The 16,734-nt window shown below is 72.8% G+C and carries 15 protein-coding genes; 8 read left to right on the top strand and 7 right to left on the bottom strand.

Annotated features, from left to right (window positions below; all coding sequences use genetic code 11):
- Nucleotides 1–31: 31 nt before the first annotated feature.
- From IH45_RS0126280 to ilvD, 3 genes are all read left to right on the top strand, one after another.
- Nucleotides 32–844, top strand: a complete 813-nt coding sequence (locus IH45_RS0126280; protein WP_032918432.1) for a sugar phosphate isomerase/epimerase family protein — start codon at nt 32–34, stop codon at nt 842–844.
- A complete protein-coding gene (locus IH45_RS0126285) occupies nt 841–1,512 on the top strand; it encodes a TetR/AcrR family transcriptional regulator (protein ID WP_030673329.1) in 672 nt (223 codons plus the stop codon). The genes IH45_RS0126280 and IH45_RS0126285 overlap by 4 nt, the downstream gene beginning before the upstream one ends.
- Nucleotides 1,513–1,687: 175 nt before the next feature.
- Nucleotides 1,688–3,538, top strand: a complete 1,851-nt coding sequence (gene ilvD / locus IH45_RS0126290; protein WP_030673334.1) for a dihydroxy-acid dehydratase — start codon at nt 1,688–1,690, stop codon at nt 3,536–3,538.
- A gap of 34 nt (nt 3,539–3,572) precedes the next feature.
- On the opposite strand, the gene IH45_RS0126295 is transcribed toward ilvD, so the two are convergent.
- Entirely contained in the window at nt 3,573–5,936 is a 2,364-nt protein-coding gene (locus IH45_RS0126295) for a protein kinase domain-containing protein (RefSeq protein ID WP_030673337.1), read from the bottom strand.
- A gap of 159 nt (nt 5,937–6,095) precedes the next feature.
- Here IH45_RS0126295 and IH45_RS0126300 point away from each other — a divergent pair, with 159 nt between their 5' ends.
- On the top strand, nt 6,096–6,485 hold the full coding sequence (locus IH45_RS0126300) for an SH3 domain-containing protein (protein WP_030673340.1): 390 nt from the start codon (nt 6,096–6,098) through the stop codon (nt 6,483–6,485).
- A 58-nt stretch (nt 6,486–6,543) separates the two neighbouring features.
- Here IH45_RS0126300 and IH45_RS0126305 read toward each other — a convergent pair whose 3' ends face one another.
- Nucleotides 6,544–7,071: a hypothetical protein gene (locus IH45_RS0126305; protein ID WP_030673342.1), complete on the bottom strand. Its 528-nt coding sequence runs from the start codon at nt 7,069–7,071 to the stop codon at nt 6,544–6,546.
- Nucleotides 7,072–7,427: 356 nt separating this feature from the next.
- Between IH45_RS0126305 and IH45_RS0126310 the strand changes: the two genes are divergently transcribed.
- Nucleotides 7,428–7,946 (top strand): hypothetical protein, encoded by a 519-nt coding sequence (locus IH45_RS0126310; RefSeq protein ID WP_030673344.1) that lies wholly within the window; start codon nt 7,428–7,430, stop codon nt 7,944–7,946.
- Between the two features lie 29 nt (nt 7,947–7,975).
- On the opposite strand, the gene IH45_RS0126315 is transcribed toward IH45_RS0126310, so the two are convergent.
- The 4 genes from IH45_RS0126315 to IH45_RS1000000148105 form a co-directional block, all read right to left on the bottom strand.
- Nucleotides 7,976–8,392 (bottom strand): nuclear transport factor 2 family protein, encoded by a 417-nt coding sequence (locus IH45_RS0126315; RefSeq protein ID WP_030673346.1) that lies wholly within the window; start codon nt 8,390–8,392, stop codon nt 7,976–7,978.
- Between the two features lie 217 nt (nt 8,393–8,609).
- Nucleotides 8,610–10,019, bottom strand: a complete 1,410-nt coding sequence (locus IH45_RS0126320) for a M1 family metallopeptidase (RefSeq protein ID WP_030673348.1) — start codon at nt 10,017–10,019, stop codon at nt 8,610–8,612.
- A 92-nt stretch (nt 10,020–10,111) separates the two neighbouring features.
- A complete protein-coding gene (locus IH45_RS0126325) occupies nt 10,112–11,584 on the bottom strand; it encodes a SulP family inorganic anion transporter (RefSeq protein ID WP_394298712.1) in 1,473 nt (490 codons plus the stop codon).
- Between the two features lie 263 nt (nt 11,585–11,847).
- Nucleotides 11,848–12,243, bottom strand: a complete 396-nt coding sequence (locus IH45_RS1000000148105) for a hypothetical protein (RefSeq protein ID WP_030673352.1) — start codon at nt 12,241–12,243, stop codon at nt 11,848–11,850.
- A 209-nt stretch (nt 12,244–12,452) separates the two neighbouring features.
- Here IH45_RS1000000148105 and IH45_RS0126335 point away from each other — a divergent pair, with 209 nt between their 5' ends.
- The 3 genes from IH45_RS0126335 (at nt 12,453) to proC (ending at nt 15,227) form a co-directional block, all read left to right on the top strand.
- A complete protein-coding gene (locus IH45_RS0126335; protein WP_078897789.1) occupies nt 12,453–13,346 on the top strand; it encodes an ABC transporter ATP-binding protein in 894 nt (297 codons plus the stop codon).
- A gap of 25 nt (nt 13,347–13,371) precedes the next feature.
- Complete coding sequence (locus IH45_RS0126340; protein ID WP_030673356.1) at nt 13,372–14,130, top strand: ABC transporter permease; 759 nt, start codon at nt 13,372–13,374, stop codon at nt 14,128–14,130.
- Nucleotides 14,131–14,417: 287 nt separating this feature from the next.
- Nucleotides 14,418–15,227 (top strand): pyrroline-5-carboxylate reductase, encoded by an 810-nt coding sequence (gene proC / locus IH45_RS0126345; RefSeq protein ID WP_030673357.1) that lies wholly within the window; start codon nt 14,418–14,420, stop codon nt 15,225–15,227.
- A gap of 101 nt (nt 15,228–15,328) precedes the next feature.
- Here the strand turns inward: proC and trpS are convergent, their stop codons facing one another.
- On the bottom strand, nt 15,329–16,333 hold the full coding sequence (trpS, locus tag IH45_RS0126350; RefSeq protein WP_030673360.1) for a tryptophan--tRNA ligase: 1,005 nt from the start codon (nt 16,331–16,333) through the stop codon (nt 15,329–15,331).
- Nucleotides 16,334–16,734: the final 401 nt, after the last annotated feature.

The following is a 16,734-nucleotide window of genomic DNA, read 5'->3' on the forward strand; positions in this document are numbered from 1 at the left end:
GGCCCGTACCCTGTCCCTCGTGACGGAGCCAGTGGTGCGCATCCCGGATGCGAAGGTCGCCCTGTCCACGGCCTCGGTGTATCCGGAGTCGACGGCGACGGCCTTCGAGATCGCCGCGCGCCTGGGCTACGACGGCGTCGAGGTCATGGTGTGGACCGACCCGGTCAGCCAGGACATCGAGGCGCTGCGCCGGCTCTCCGACTTCCACGGGGTGCCGATCCTGGCCGTGCACGCGCCGTGCCTGCTGATCACGCAGCGGGTGTGGTCCACGGATCCCTGGGTGAAGCTGCAGCGCGCACGCAACGCCGCGGAGAAGCTCGGGGCCTCGACGGTGGTCGTCCATCCGCCCTTCCGGTGGCAGCGCAACTACGCCCGCGAGTTCGTACGCGGAGTGTGGCGGATGGAGAGCGAGACGGACGTACGGTTCGCCGTCGAGAACATGTACCCGTGGCGCTACCGGGACCGCGAGATGCTGGCGTACGCGCCGGACTGGGACCCGACCAAGGACGACTACCGCCACTTCACCGTCGACCTCTCGCACACCGCCACCTCCCGCAGCGACGCCCTGCACATGGTCGACCGGATGGGCGAGCGCCTGGCGCACATCCACCTCGCCGACGGCAACGGCTCCAACAAGGACGAGCACCTGGTGCCGGGGCGCGGCTCGCAGCCGTGCGCCGAGCTGCTGGAGCGGCTGGCCGCCACCGGCTTCGGCGGGCACATCGTGGTCGAGGTCAACACCCGGCGGGCGATGTCCGGCGCCGAGCGTGAGGCCGACCTGGCGGAGGCGCTGGCCTTCACCCGCCTCCACCTGGCGTCGCCGACGTGGGTGCCGGGGACGTGACGGGCGGGTCCCCCGGGGCCGGGGGTACGGGAACGGACGCCGGCGCCGGTGGTACGCCCCCCGCCCCGCCCCGCAGGCGCGGCCGCCCCTCTCGTACGGACTCCGGGGACGGCCCCGGCGCGCGGGAGCGCATCCTGGCGGCGGCCCGTACCGAGTTCGCCGCGCGCGGGTACGAGAAGGCCTCGATCCGCGGCATCGCCAAGGCGGCGGACGTGGACCCGGCCCTGGTCCACCACTACTACGGCACCAAGGAGCAGGTCTTCGAGGCGGCCGTCGAGATGTCCTTCGCGCCTGCCCTGAACGCGTCCGAGGCCGTGCTCGACGGCGCCCTGGACGGCGTGGGGGAACGCCTCACCCGTTTCGTCTTCGGCGTCTGGGAGAACCCGGTCACCCGCGAACCCCTGCTGGCGGTGGTCCGCAGTGCCCTGAACAACGATGTGGCCGCCGCGGTCTTCCGCAAGCTCATCGTCCGCCAGCTGCTGCGCCGGATCGCCGGCGAGCTGGCCGTCCCGGACGCCGATCTGCGGGCCGAGCTGGCGGCGGCGCAGCTGGTCGGTACGGCCCTGCTGCGGTACGTGATCAAGCTGGAGCCGCTGGCGTCGGCCGACCCGGAGCGGATCATCGCCCGGGTGGCGCCGGTGGTGCAGGGGCATCTGACCGGGCCCTGACCGTGCGGTCCGGCCGTGCGCGGGCTGTCCGCCCAGCGGTCACCTGTCTCACATGCCGGATTCGCTGTCCAGATCTTGGAGCCGGGGCGTAGGCTCGACTGATTCACCTACGTACGCGCACCGGGCGTACGAGAGCGTACGAAAGACGTACACGCACCCGAGGGAGTGGATCCACGTGCCCGAGCTGAGGTCCCGCACCGTCACCCATGGCCGCAACATGGCCGGCGCCCGCGCGCTCATGCAGGCGTCGGGCGTAGCGCGCGAGGACTTCGGCAAGCCCGTCATCGCGGTGGCCAACAGCTTCACCGAGTTCGTGCCGGGCCACACCCACCTCCAGCCGGTCGGCCGGATCGTCAGCGAGGCGATCAAGGCGGCCGGCGGCATCGCGCGCGAGTTCAACACCATCGCGGTGGACGACGGCATCGCCATGGGTCACGGCGGGATGCTGTACTCCCTGCCGTCCCGCGACCTGATCGCCGACTCCGTCGAGTACATGGCCGAGGCGCACTGCGCGGACGCGCTGATCTGCATCTCCAACTGCGACAAGATCACCCCGGGCATGCTGATGGCCGCGATGCGGCTGAACATCCCCACCGTCTTCGTCTCCGGCGGCCCCATGGAGGCCGGCCGCGCCACCCTCGTCGACGGCACGGTCCGCAAGCTGGACCTGATCAACGCGATCTCCGACGCGGTCGATGAGAACGTCTCGGACGAGGACATCCTCCGTATCGAGGACAACGCCTGCCCGACCTGCGGCTCCTGTTCCGGCATGTTCACCGCCAACTCGATGAACTGCCTGACCGAGGCCATCGGCCTGTCGCTGCCGGGCAACGGCTCGGTGCTGGCCACCCACACCGCCCGCCGGGCGCTGTACGAGAACGCCGGCCGTACGGTCGTGGAGATCACCAAGCGGTACTACGACGAGGACGACGCGACCGTGCTGCCGCGCAGCATCGGCTCCCGCGCCTCCTTCGAGAACGCCATGGCCCTGGACATCGCCATGGGCGGCTCCACCAACACGATCCTGCACCTGCTGGCCGCCGCCCAGGAGGCCGGTCTGGACTACGGCCTGGAGGACATCAACGCGGTGTCGCGCCGGGTGCCCTGCCTGGCCAAGGTCGCGCCGAACGTCGCGCCGGGCGGCACGTACTACATGGAGGACGTGCACCGGGCCGGCGGCATCCCCGCCATCCTGGGCGAGCTGTACCGGGCCGGACTGCTCAACGAGGACGTGCACACCGTGCACAGCTCCTCGATGGCCGACTGGCTCAAGACCTGGGACGTGCGCGGCGGCTCACCGTCCCCCGAGGCCGTCGAACTGTGGCACGCGGCCCCCGGCTGCAAGCGCTCCGCCACCGCCTTCTCCCAGTCCGAGCGCTGGGACAGCCTCGACACCGACGCCGAGAACGGCTGCATCCGCGACTTCGCGCACGCCTACTCCGCCGACGGCGGCCTGGCCGTCCTCAAGGGCAACCTCGCCGAGGACGGCTGCGTGGTGAAGACCGCGGGCGTCGACGAGTCGATCTGGACGTTCGAGGGCCCGGCCGTGGTCTGCGAGTCGCAGGAGGAGGCCGTCGAGAAGATCCTCGGCAAGCGGGTCAAGGAGGGCGACGTGGTCGTCATCCGCTACGAGGGCCCCAAGGGCGGCCCCGGCATGCAGGAGATGCTCTACCCGACGTCCTTCCTCAAGGGCCGCGGCCTGGGCAAGGCGTGCGCGCTGGTCACCGACGGCCGCTTCTCCGGCGGCACCTCCGGCCTGTCCATCGGCCACGCCTCGCCCGAGGCGGCCTCCGGCGGCACCATCGCCCTGGTCGAGGACGGCGACCGCATCCGCATCGACATCCCGAACCGCACCATCGAACTCCTCGTGCCGGAAGCCGAGCTGACGGCCCGCCGGGAGGCGCTGGGCGGCGTGTACGCACCGAAGAACCGCGAGCGCAAGGTCTCGCAGGCGCTGCGTGCCTACGCGGCGATGGCCACCAGCGCCGACAAGGGCGCGGTGCGCGACGTCACCAAGCTGGGCTGAGCCGCGTAACAGCTTGTCGGGAACCCCGTCCGCCTCACCAGCGGGCGGGGTTCTCCGCGTCCGCGGCGAAGACCGAGCCGTCCGGCGCCGCCGCGTAGATCCGGCCGTGCCGCGGGTCCGGCAGCGGCGCGGGCAGCTTCTCCAGGTAGCCGCTGCGGCCGGTGGCCAGCCGGGGCGGCGTCTGGCCGAGCAGCGCGCCGCGCCGGGTGTCCACGGCCAGCAGCCGGCCGTCGGCGCCGGTGAAGTACAACCGGTCGTGCTTCGGGGCGAGCACCGGCGCGGAGGCGCGGCTCACCGACGTCTCCATGGTCCAGCGCCGGTCGCCGACCGCCTGGAGGGTGCCGCCGGCCGCGAGCACGTAGGCCGTCTCGCCGCGCACCACGACCGCCGCGTCGTCCACCGGCGCGGCCAGCGGCAGCCGCCGTACCCGGTGGGTACCGGGGTCGTAGCGGACGACGGCCGCGGTACGGGTGACGATCAGCGGGTCGGCGGCGGTCAGGTAGACCGAGCCGGACGCGCCGGTGCCCGCCACGGTGAGCGAGCCGGGCAGCCGCCGCTCCCAGCGGACCGTGCCGTGCGCCGGGTCGATCGCGGTGACCATGGTGGTGGCGCCGTCGGCCGCGACGGTGGCCGCGTAGGCGGTACGGCCGTCCCCGTACCCGGTGAACTGCCCCAGCGGCTGCGCAGGGAAGCGCTGGCGCCAGAGCTCCTGGTGGGTGGCGCCGTCCAGGGCGGTGACCATGCCGTCCGCCGCCGTCAGCAGGACGGCGCCGCCCACGAACCGGACCTCGGGACCGTACCCGGCCAGGCCCTTGCTCCAGCGCGTCGCGCCCCGCCCGCCGGCCGACGGGTCGAGCGCTTCCAGCCGCTTGCCGTCGGGGGACCTTACGTAGAGCAGCCCGCCGGAGAAGACCGGTGCGCTCGGCGGGGTGTCGCTCTCGCGCACCGGCTCACCCGCGCGCCGCCACGTCACCGTGCCGTTCCCCGGATCGACCCGCGCGGCCTTCAGACCCCGCTCGACGCAGAAGAGGGCGGGGGCGTCGCCGGAAGCGCCGTACGCGCAGAAGGGCATCTCGGCCGGGTGGCCGGCGGGCCGCTGGACCAGCGGGGTGTGCCAGGGGCGGAAGGCCGCGGCGGTGCCGCCGGGGGTGTGCGTCTGGAGCGCCGGGCCGTCGCCGGAACCCAGCATGCGTACGCCTGTGAAGGCCCCCGCACCGGCCACCGCTGCCGCCACGGCGGCCCAGACGGCCCAACGGCGGACGCCGCCACGCCCGGCGCGCGCCGCGTCCTTCTCCTCCGCAGGGGCGGCGACAGGCGGCTCCGCAGCCCCCGCGCCCGCCGACTTCTCTGCTTCCGCTTCGGCTTCCGCTTCCGGCTTCCGGTCCCGGACGTGCGTCGCCTCGGCCCGCTCCGACGCGGCGGACGGCACGGGCGCCGAAACGACCCGTACCGGCTCCCGCACGGCCTCGCGTACGGCATCCTGCACGGCCTCCCGCTGAGCCGGTACGCGCACGTCCCCCGCAGCGGGGACGTCCGCGAGCAGGCCGCCCAGATCGTCGTGGATCTCCGTGGGCATCTCGGTGTGCAGCATCCGCATCAGCACGTCCGGCGTCGGCCGGTCGGACGGCCGCTTCGCCAGACAGGTGCGGATCAGCGGCGCCAGGTCCTCCGGAACGCCCGTCAGGTCCGCCTCGTCGTGCACCACTTGGTACGCGACGATGTACGGGCTCTCCGAATCGAACGGCCCGCGCCCGGTCGCCGCGTGCACCAGCACCGATCCCAGCGCGAAGACGTCCGCCGCCGGGCCCACCTCGCGCGGGCGCTGGAACTGCTCGGGCGCCATGAACGGCGGCGTACCGATGAGCTTGCCGGTCTCGGTGCGCATCTCGCTGTCCGCGGGCCGCGAGATACCGAAATCGATGACCTTGGGGCCGTCCGCGGCGAGCAGCACGTTGCCGGGCTTGAGGTCGCGGTGCACCACGCCCGCCCGGTGGATGTCGCGCAACGCCTCGGCCAGGCCCGCGGCCAGCCGCCGCAGCTCGGCGGGCGCCAGCGGGCCGTTGCGCTTGACGTGCTCGCCGAGGGTCGGGCCGGGGATGTAGAGGGTGGCCATCCAGGGGCGGTCGGCGTCCGGATCGGCGTCCACGACCGGCGCGGTGAACGCGCCGCTCACCCGCCGCGCCGCCGCCACCTCCTGCCGGAACCGGCCGCGGAACTCGGGGTCCTGGGCGAACTCGGCGTGTACGACCTTCACCGCCAGGCGCAGCCCCGACGACGACCGCGCCAGGTGCACCACGCCCATCCCGCCGGAGCCCAGGCGCGCGTCCAGGCGGTACCGGCCGGCGTACTGCGGACGTTCCGCTTCCGGGTCCGCCTCGGAACCGCGCAGCGGCGGCATCTTCCCACCCCCGTGTCCATGGGCCGCGGATGCGACGCACGGAGCCTAGTCGATGGTGCGTACGGGACAGGTGAGGCTTGCTAGCGTGCGCGTTGCACCGGCCGCGGCCCGCGGACCGGTCCACGACACCGGATCAGAGCATTCAACGGGGGAGTACGCATGAGCGGCACGCAGGAGAACACCGTCGGCACGGCGGACGGGACCGGCGGCGCCGGCGTGGACGGTGCCGCGGTGGTCGCGGAGGCGCAGGCGGTCACCGAGGCCGAGGGCGTGGCCGCCGAGGCGATGGCGGCGACCGCGGCCACCTACCAGGTCGCGCCCGGCTACCGCGTCAACGTCCGCAGCGGCCCGAGCACCGGCGCCTCCCTCGTACGGCAGCTCCCGTACGGGGCGCGGGTCTCCATCCGCTGCCAGCGCCACGGCCAGCGGGTCAGCGGCCCGTACGGCACCACCGACATCTGGGACTGCATCGCGCCCGGCCAGTACGTCTCGGACAGCTACGTCCACACCGGCAGCGACGGCTTCGTGGCGCCGAGCTGCGCGAACTGAGTGATCTGAGCGGGCCGGGCGCGACCGCCCGGCCCCGCCGTCCGGCGGCGGCCCTCCGTCACCCGGTGGCGGCCTGCCGCAGCTTCTCCGTGGCCTGGGCGGTGAGCGACTCCACCAGCCCGCCGTCGTCACCGACGACCCCGGGGAACGTGACGACGGTGATGCTGGTGCCGACCCGGATCACGACCTCGTCGAACCGGTTGCCGCCCACCCGCAGGCGGACACCCACCGACTCGTCCCCGCGCCGCGGCACGCTCAGCACCCCGTAGCTCACCGCGTACGGTCCCGCCGTGGCCGTCGCGCACTTCTGCCGCAACTGCCTGACCTGTTCGAGCTGCTGGGCGGCGCCCCGCACGTTCGGGTACGTCTTGACCTCGAACATCAGGGAGCGCCGGGCCATGGGGTTCTCCATCGTCCGGTCGACCGCGGCGCTCGGCCGCACGGCACGGAACGAGTCGGCGACCACCCGGTCGCACGCCGCGTCGCCCTTCAGGTCATGTATGCCGTGATCGTCCTTCTCCACCGCGGGCGACAGATCCTCTTCATCCACCGACCAGCCCGCCGGCAGATCGATGGTCGAGAGCATCGCGCGGGCTGCCTGGGGGCCCGTCAGGGGGCGTGGTGCAGCGGAGGACGCGTCTGCCGCGGGGGATGAGTCCGCCGCAGGAGACGAGCCCGTTCCAGGGCGGGCACCGACGGCCGTCGTGGTTCCGCCCGAGGGCTCGCTTCCCGCCGGCCCGCCACACCCCGTGACCCCGGCCACCAGCAGGGGCAACGCCCCGACCGCCGTAGCCAAACGCCTGTAACGCCCGCGCATACTGACCCTTCCCCCGGTTGGCATGTACAGCCAGATGCTAGCGGGATGATCGCGGCCCACCGCCTCCCCAGGCGCCCACCGGGCGCACCACCGGCCGCTCCGGCCCACCGGGGATAATCGTCCCCATGAGCGACGAGACACGGCCCGCCCCGGACCGGTCCGGCCCCGAGCCGGCCCCGATCCGCTTCTTCGGGACGACCTGGGTGCACCACGACGGCGGCTACGGCGCGCGCCGGGCCGGGGCCGCCGTGGGCGCCCTGGCACTCGCCGCCGCCGGCGCGGTGGTGCTGCGCTTCGCCTTCCAGGGGCTGGAGATCGCCGAGATCGGCTCGTTCCTGAACGCCCTGGTCGTGGCCTGCTTCGCGGTGTGCAGCGCGGTCGCCTTCCGCCGTACGTGGGAGCGCCTGACCCGCCCCGCCGCCGAAGTGGACGCCAACCGCCCGGCCGACCGCTCCGCGCAGAGCCTGCTGCTCATCGGTTTCATCGGCTCGCTGCTCGCCTACTTCTGCCGTGCCCTCGTCGAGGCGCCGGGGGAGGGGGTACGGCGCGCCGAGTACGAGGAGGAACGCGCGCGCTACGAGCGCCGCCAAAAGGCGCGTACGGGCAACCCGGCGGCCAAGAAGGCGAAGAAGAAGCGCGGCTAGGGGGCGCGGCCGGTTCAGCTCCCGCCGGTTCAGCTCCCGGGGGTGCAGGCCGCGGCGATCGCCAGGCTGTCCTCGTAGACGTGATGCCGCACGATCGCCCCGTCCCGCACGGTGAAGCGCAGCGCGAACGGCGACCGGAAGGCCTTGCCGGTGGCCCGCACCGTCCCCCACAGGTACCCGGTCAGCACCGCCTCCGGCCCGGAGACCACGAGCGCGTCGATGGACGCGCCGCCCGCGCCGGGCACGGTGTGTTCGCGCAGCTCACGCCAGTGCGCGGCGACATCGTCGCGCGTCGCGCGCGGTCGCAGCCACGGCACCACCGGGTTGTCGGCGCACATCCAGTCGACCCGCTCCGCGTAGTGCGCGGCGATGCGCTCGGGTGTGGCGTCCGGGTCGGCGACCGTGGCCAGGTAGGCGTCGACCACGGCGCTCGTCGCGGCGCCCACGCTGTCGGCGTGCCCCGTGTTCCCCGTGGTCTCTGCGTTCCCTGCGCTCTCCGCGTTCCCTGCGTTCTCTGTCCCTGCCGCTTCCGGGGCATCAATGCTGCTCATAGGGACGATGCTGCCGCTCGCCCGGTCACCCGTCGATTACGTCGCAGGTAATGCCACGGGTGATGCGCCAGGTGATGCCGTGGCCCTCGGCCCCGCCCGTAGGCTGCCCGCCTCAGTACTCCCAGTCCGGCTTCCCGTCCCCGTACAGCCAGTCGTCGAAGAGGTCGGTCAGGTCTTCGTCCGTGCGGTCCTGGCAGAAGTCGATGAACTGCCGGGTGTCGGCGCTGCCGTGCCGGTGCTCCGCCGGCCAGTCCTTCAGGATCGAGAAGAAGACCTTGTCGCCGACGGCCTTCCGGAGCTGCTGGAGGACCATGCCGCCGCGCTTGTACACGGGGCCGCCGGTCACGTTCTCCGGGCCACCGGGGTCGCCGGGCGGGAAGCCCCAGATCTCCTCGTCGCCCTCGTCCGTCTCGTACAGCGCGTCGAACTGCTGCTGTGCCGTACGGCCGCCCTTGTCCTCCTCCCACAGCCACTCGGCGTACTGCGCAAACCCCTCGTTGAGCCAGATGTCCTTCCAGGTCTTCGGCGTCACCGAATCGCCGAACCACTGGTGCGCGGTCTCGTGCACGAGCGTGCCCTCGTCCGGCGCCGCGACGTAGATCGGCTTGGTCTGCGTCTCCAGCGCGCCCCAGTTGATCCGTTCCGGCGTGTGGTCGACGATCGCCCCGGTGCTGGAGAACGGATACGGGCCGAACCGTTTCGCCGACCACTCCAGGATCGTCTCCAGCCGCTCCAGCGGCCCCGCGCTCTCCTTGGCCTCCGCCGGGTCCACCGCCGTGTACACGGGCAGCCCGCTCTTCGTGCGCGACTCCTTGACGATGAACTTCCCGATGGTCGCGGTGGCGAGGTAGGAGGCCATCGGCTCGCCGTTGTGCCACTCGAAGGTGGTCCGTCCCTTCGCACTCCTACGGCCGCGCAGCTCGCCGTTGGCGACGGCGGTGTATCCGTCCGGCACGGTGATCCGGAAGTCGTACGCCGCCTTGTCGCCCGGGTGGTTGTTGCCGGGGAACCACGTCATCGACCCGGCCGGCTGGCCCGCGACGAACGCCCCGTCCTCCGTGCGCACCCAGCCCTCGGTGGAGCCGTCCTGGTCCGTCATCTCCTCCGGCGTGCCGTCGTATTCGACGGTCGTACGGAACGTGGCGCCCTTCTTCACCGTCTGCGGCGGCCGGACCGTCAGCTTGTGGCCCTTGCGCGAGAATCCGGCGTCCTTGCCGTCCACCCGCACGCTGTGCACCTTCATCCCCTGGAGGTCCAGCTTGAAGGAGGCGAGGTCGGCCTGCGCGGTGGCGCTGATCTCGGCGGTGGCGTCGAGTGTGCCGCCGCGTACGTCGTAGTCCAGGTCGAGCCCGTAGTGGCCGACCTCGTACCCGCCGTTGCCGAGGGCGGGGAAGAGCGGGTCCTGCACGCTGCCCGCGCCCTCCGTACCGTCCAGGCGCGACGCGCTCGTACAGGAGGACAGCAGCAGGGCGACGGAGAGCGCGGCGGTCGCACCGCAGGAGCGGAGAGGCCGGCGGATCACGGGGCTCCTCGGGTCGTCGGACGGTTTGATCAAGCCTTCCGACCCTACGGCCCTTTGGCCCCGCAACGCCGCCCCCTTCCGCTTAACGGTGGCTATCCACACTTATGTCCGGGTGCCGGTGCCGGCCCGACGGGCCCACCACCCGGCCGCCGCCGCTCCGCCCAACTGCCGAGCGCCGCCGCACAAGCACGGTCCAGATGGCGCAGCCCGGAGAGGTCCAGTACGACGGCACGCTCGCGCGGCAGCGCCTCCAACTGGTCCAGCAGCCTGGGGAGCCGCAGGAAAGTGGCGTTCCCCAAGGCGCGCACACGGATGGGCCCCGCCCCGGGCCCGCGATCCTCCAGCCCGGACACCTCCAGGTGCGCGTGCGAGGTCTCCCAGGCGGACTTCGCGACCGCCATCAGCAGCCCGATGACGACGCCCTCGAACATGTTGGTCACCACGATCGCCACCGCCGTCACCGCGAGCACCACGGCCTCGCCCCGGTGCTCCCGCCACAGCGGCACGAGATCCCGTACGGGGATGAGCTTCCAGCCCGCGTGCACGAGCACCCCCGCCAGCGCGGCCAGCGGCACGACACCCAGCGCCGCCGGGAACGCCGCCGCGAACAGCAGCAGCCACACGCCGTGCAGCACCCGCGACGCCTTCGTCCGCGCCCCCGCCCGTACGTTCGCTGAGCTGCGTACGATCACCGCGGTCATCGGCAGCGCGCCGAGCAGCCCGCACGCCGCGTTGCCCGCCCCCTGCGCCATCAGCTCCTTGTCGTAGTCCGTACGGGGCCCGTCGTGCAGCCGGTCCACGGCCGCCGCGCTGAACAGCGACTCGGCGGACGCGATGAGCGCGAAGGCCAGCACGGTACCGACCGCGCCGACCCCCGCCAGCCGGGCGAAGTCCGCGCCGCCCGGCGGCTGTACGGCGGACAGCAGCCCCTCGACCTCCACCCGCGCCACCGGCAGCCGGAGCGCGGCGACGGCGGCGGTGGCCAGGGCCACGGCCGCGAGCGGCGCGGGCAGGACGCGGGCCGCCCGCCGCCAGCGCGGCCACAGCACCAGGACGGCGATGGTGCCGACCCCGATCGCCGTCGCGGTCAGCGCCTGGTCCGACCAGATCGTGTCTGCCGCCAGCTCCGGCAGGCCGCCGAGGTTGGCGAGACCGCTGCCGGGCGGCTTGGCGTCGGTGAGCGCGTACAGCTGACCGGCGATCAGGACGAGCCCGATGCCCGCGAGCATGCCCTGCACGACGGCCACGGAGATCGCGCGGAACCACCGCCCCAGCCGCAGCGCCCCCATGACGAGCTGAAGCACCCCGGCCGCCAGCACCAGCGCGCCCAGCGCACTCAGCCCGAACTCCTGCACCGCCTCGTACACGAGGACGGTCAGCCCGGCCGCCGGACCGCTCACCTGAAGGCTGCTGCCCGGCAGGAAGCCGGTGAGCAGCCCGCCGACGATGCCGGTGACCAGCCCGAGTTCGGCCGGGACGCCGGAGGCGACGGCCACGCCGACGCACAGCGGCACGGCGACCAGGAAGACGACGAGGGAAGCGGTGAAGTCCGGGCGTATGGCCATGATTTTTCGCATGCGGTGCCTCCAGGGCGTTGCGACGGACCGCATGGCGCGAAGGTGCGCCGTGCGGGGGAGAGGGACGGATGTCCGTGAATCGGGGGGCCACGGGGGCCACGGGGGCCACAGGGGCCTGCGGGGGCGCGGGGCGGCTGTCCGGGCGGGGTCGCGGGGTCCGGGCGGGGCCCGGCATGCCGGTGTTCGGTGTGCCGGTGCCCAGCGGTCGACTGCCGACTGCCAGCTGCCGGCTTACGGCTGCCGACAGCCGCTCAGCAGCGGAAGACGCGATGACTGACGGGCAGTTGTCCCGACCTCATCAGGGGTACGGCGCGGTTGCCGGTGACCGGGGCGGCCGGCGGCGGCCCCTCGGCGGGCGGGACCGTCGGGTCGCTCGCGCACCTGGTCTGGTCGCCGGGATGGGAGGCCGGTATGCCGGTCGCGGAGCGGGTGGCGCGGCCGGTGGGGCAGCGCTCGGCCGTCGGGTCCGCCGGGCCGCCGTCCTCGTACGCGTACGGCGCCACGGCAGCTCGTACGCCGCCCCTGGCCGCATCCGCGCCACCGGCCGCGACCGTGGTCCGGCCCTGGGCCACCCGCCCGTACGCCCTCTCGCCACCCACCGGGAATGCCAGCAGCGCTGCCAGGACGAACAGCAGCACGCGGCGCATGGCGTCAGCCCCCTGTTCCGGCACGGATGGTTGGGCGGTCAACCTCATTCTGTCCAGGGGGACATGACTTTGCGCGAGTCGCTGTGTAACCGTCATGTAAACGCGGAGTCAGCGAACAGGAACGGTCGATTCCGATCGCTACGGCGCCCGCGGGGCGCGCCCACCGCGGACGCCTTGACGCCCCGGACCATCCGCGCAATATTCAACACATGATGAATTACGGTCGCGCCCCGGCCGGTACGGCCTCCGCCGCCCCGACCGCCCCCGCCGCCGTCCGGGCCCGCGCCCTCACCGTCGTACGCGGCCATCGCACCGTCCTGGACGACCTCACCTTCGACGTCCCGCACGGCCGGATCACCGGCCTCCTCGGCCCCTCCGGCTGCGGCAAGTCCACCCTGATGCGCGCCGTCGTCGGCACCCAGGCCAAGGTCGGCGGCACCCTCGACGTACTCGGCCGCCCCGCGGGCCACGCCCGCCTGCGCCCCCGCATCGGCTACGTCACCCAGGCCCCGTCCGTATACGGCGACCTCACCGTCCGCCAGAACCTCGACTACTTCGCCGCCGTCCTGCACCCCGGACGGGCCGCCCGCGCCACCCGCCGGGAGCAGGTGCGCCGCGCCATCGAGGACGTCGCCCTGACGCGGCACGCCGACGCCCTGGCCGGCAACCTCTCCGGCGGCCAGCGCAGCCGCGTCTCCCTCGCCGTCGCCCTCCTCGGCACACCGGAACTCCTCGTCCTCGACGAACCCACCGTCGGCCTGGACCCGGTACTCCGCCGCGACCTGTGGCAGCTCTTCCACCGCCTCGCCGCCGAACGCGGCGCCACGCTCCTTGTCTCCTCCCACGTCATGGACGAGGCCGAGCGCTGCGACCGGCTGCTCCTGATGCGCGAGGGCCGCATCCTCGCCGAGGACACCCCCGACGCGCTGCGGACCCGAACCCGTACGGCCACCGTCGAGAAGGCCTTCCTCCACCTGGTCGACGAGGCAGCGGCGGCGGAACGCGCCGGCACTCGGACGGCGGCGGAGGAACGCGCCGCCACGGACGCCCCTGCCCGCCCCGAGGAACGCCCCGTACGCCCGTCCGAGGAGCACCCCGCATGACCACCCCCACCCGAGGAGCGCCCCTATGACCACCGCGGCGCCGCCCTTCTCCGGGGCCCGCACCCTGGCCACCGCCGCCCGCGTGCTGCGGCAGCTGCGCCACGACCCGCGCACCATCGCCCTGATGCTGGTCGTCCCCTGCGTGATGATCGCCCTGCTGCGCTACGTCTTCGACGCGCGTCCCCGGACATTCGACAGCGTCGGAGCCTCCCTGCTCGGCGTCTTCCCGATGATCACCATGTTCCTGGTGACCTCCATCGCCACCCTCCGCGAACGCACCTCGGGCACCCTCGAACGCCTCCTCGCCATGCCCCTCGGCAAGGCCGACCTGCTCGGCGGCTACGCCCTGGCCTTCGGCGCCCTCGCCATCGTCCAGTCCGCCCTCGCCACCGCCCTGTCCGTATGGCTGCTGGACCTGGACATCAGCGGTTCCCCCTGGCTGCTCCTCCTGGTCGCCGTCCTGGACGCCCTCCTCGGCACGGCCCTGGGCCTCCTCGTCTCGGCCTTCGCCTCATCCGAATTCCAGGCCGTCCAATTCATGCCCGCCATCCTCATGCCGCAGCTCCTCCTGTGCGGCCTGTTCACCCCGCGCGACACCATGCAGCCGGCCCTCAGAACTCTCTCGGACATCCTCCCCATGTCCTACGCGGTCGACAGCATGACCGAACTCCAAACCCACCCCGCCCTCACCACCGTTTTCCTCCGGGACATCACCATCGTCACCGCCTGCACGCTGGGAATCCTGGCCCTGAGCACAACGACGCTGCGACGGCGTACGCCGTGAACGCGGCCGTATGACGGGCGGCTCGGCCGATGGAATCCGGCCGATGGAATCCGGCCGACGGCCAGGGGATTTCCCAGCCGAATCCAGCCGAGGCCCGTGATTCACCCCAGGCATTTCCGGCTGCGTTCCGCCCCACCCCTGCCCCCCACCCTGCCCACAACGTGAACGCCTCCACCCCCCGAACCCCCACGATGCGACGATGACCGAGCAGAAGTGCAGAAGTAACGGACCGGCCGCACGCCGGCCACCGCAACCCCCGAAGCCCCACCGGCGAGGTGAACCGCAACATGACCCAGAAGGTCGCCGTACTCGGCACCGGAAAAATCGGCGAAGCCCTCCTCAGCGGCATGATCCGAGGCGGCTGGGCCCCCACTGACCTCATGGTCACCGCCCGCCGCCCCGAACGCGCCGATCAGCTCCGCACCCGCTACGGCGTCACCCCCGTCACCAACGCCGAGGCCGCCAAGTCCGCGGACACCCTCATCCTGACCGTCAAACCGCAGGACATGGGCGCCCTCCTCACCGAGCTGGCCCCGCACGTCCCCGCCGACCGCCTCGTCATCAGCGGCGCCGCCGGCATCCCCACCGCCTTCTTCGAAGAGCGGCTGCCCGCGGCCACCCCCGTCGTACGGGTCATGACGAACACCCCCGCCCTGGTCGACGAGGCCATGTCCGTCATCTCGGCCGGCACCCACGCCACCGCCGCGCACCTCACCCGCGCCGAGGGGATCTTCGCCACCGTCGGCAAGACGCTGCGCGTCCCGGAGTCCCAGCAGGACGCCGCGACCGCCCTCTCCGGCTCCGGCCCGGCGTACTTCTACTTCCTCGTCGAGGCGATGACCGACGCCGGCATCCTGCTCGGCCTGCCGCGCGACAAGGCCCACGACCTGATCGTGCAGGCCGCGATCGGCGCGGCGACCATGCTCCGGGACAGCGGCGAGCACCCGGTCACCCTCCGCGAGAACGTCACCTCGCCCGCCGGCACCACCATCAACGCCATCCGCGAGCTGGAGAACCACGGCGTACGGGCCGCCCTCATCGCCGCCCTCGAAGCGGCCCGCGACCGCAGCCGCGAACTCGCCTCCGGCAACGGCTGACCGCCCGTACGCAGGGGCCGACCCCACCCGTACGTACGAGACCCGCCCTCGTACGTACGGGACGCCCCCACCCCAAGGCCACCACCACGCCCCCGCCGGGCTCAGCCCACCGGCAGCAATCCCACCCCCCGATACGCCGCATCCACCCGCGGCCGTGCCATCCCCCGCGCCCGCCCGGCCCCGTCCCGCAGGACGGAGTCCACATACCCCGGGTCCGCCACCAGCTCCGCGTGCCGCTCCCGCACCGGCCGCAGCAGCTCCACCACAGCCTCGGCCGTGTCCTTCTTGAGCGCGCCGTACGAGTCGTACTCAGCCGCCAGCTTCTCCGGATCACCTCCGTCGCACGCCGCCAGTACGTCCAGCAGGTTCGCCACCCCCGGCCGCGCAGCCCGGTCGTACACCACGTCCGGCCCGGCATCCGTCACCGCACCCATGACCTTCTCGCGCACCGCCTCCGCCTCGTCGAGCAGATGGACGACCCCGGCCCTGCGGGCGGGCGACGTGCCCATCGCCGAGGCCGGGTCCTGGAGATCCATCACCCGCGTGACCTCTGCCGGACACGTTGCCCTCGGCACCACGAAGGTCTGCCCGTACCGCTGGTTGAAGCGGACCGCCAGGTCCCGCGTGAGCTCCAGGTGCTGTGCCTGGCCCTCACCCACCGCCACCTCGTCGGTCCCGTACGCGAGGACATCGGCCGCCATCAGCGCCGGTGACGTCAGCAACGACAGCCGTACGCTCCCGCCCCGCGCCCGCTCGCGCTCGGCCTTCTCCCTGTACTGGACCATGCGCCGCATCTCGTCGTCGCCGGCCGTGCACTCCATCAGATACGCCAGCCGTGTGTGCTCGGCGACGTGACTCTGTACGAACACCGTGCACTGCCGTGGATCGAGCCCCACCGCCAACAGCAGCGTGACGGCCTGCCGACTGAGCCTGCGCACCCGCGCCGGATCGTGGTCCACGGTCAGCGCGTGCAGGTCCACGACGCAGAACAGGGCCTCCGCACGGTGCTGGTCCTCGTCCGCCCAGCGGCGCAACGCGCCCAGGTAGTCGGCCAGAGTCAGATGTTCGGTCGGTCTCACCCCGCCGAAGATCCGCGTCCGCGTCATCTCTCGTCTCCCGTCCTGCCGGTCCCGGGACCGCCGTGCCCACCGGCCGGCTGCGAGGAGATACGCGAAACGGCCGCCGGGGCGGCGGCCGTCGTCTGCATGCGCTGGGGGCGGCCGCCGTCAGGCGGGCCACCACTGCTGTGCGAGCGCACGCGTTGTCATGCAGGCCACCGTACGCTCCCGACCGCCCCCGGAGGCGGGTTTGAAGCCCCCAACTCCCTCGTGTAGTGTTCTCCGAGTTGCCACGGAGCCAACCGGCGCCGTGACGACCCTTCACGCCGCACCGGCGGCACAATCACTACCTGCACGACTCCCGAACGGGATGAATTTCGGCATGCCGGAATTCGGTCCGCCGACTCGATTATGAGTCACCGGGAAAAGCCGTTAAAGTAGTGATCACG

The sequence above is a fragment of the Streptomyces rimosus subsp. rimosus genome, assembly GCF_000720725.1.
Taxonomy (GTDB): domain Bacteria; phylum Actinomycetota; class Actinomycetes; order Streptomycetales; family Streptomycetaceae; genus Streptomyces; species Streptomyces rimosus_A.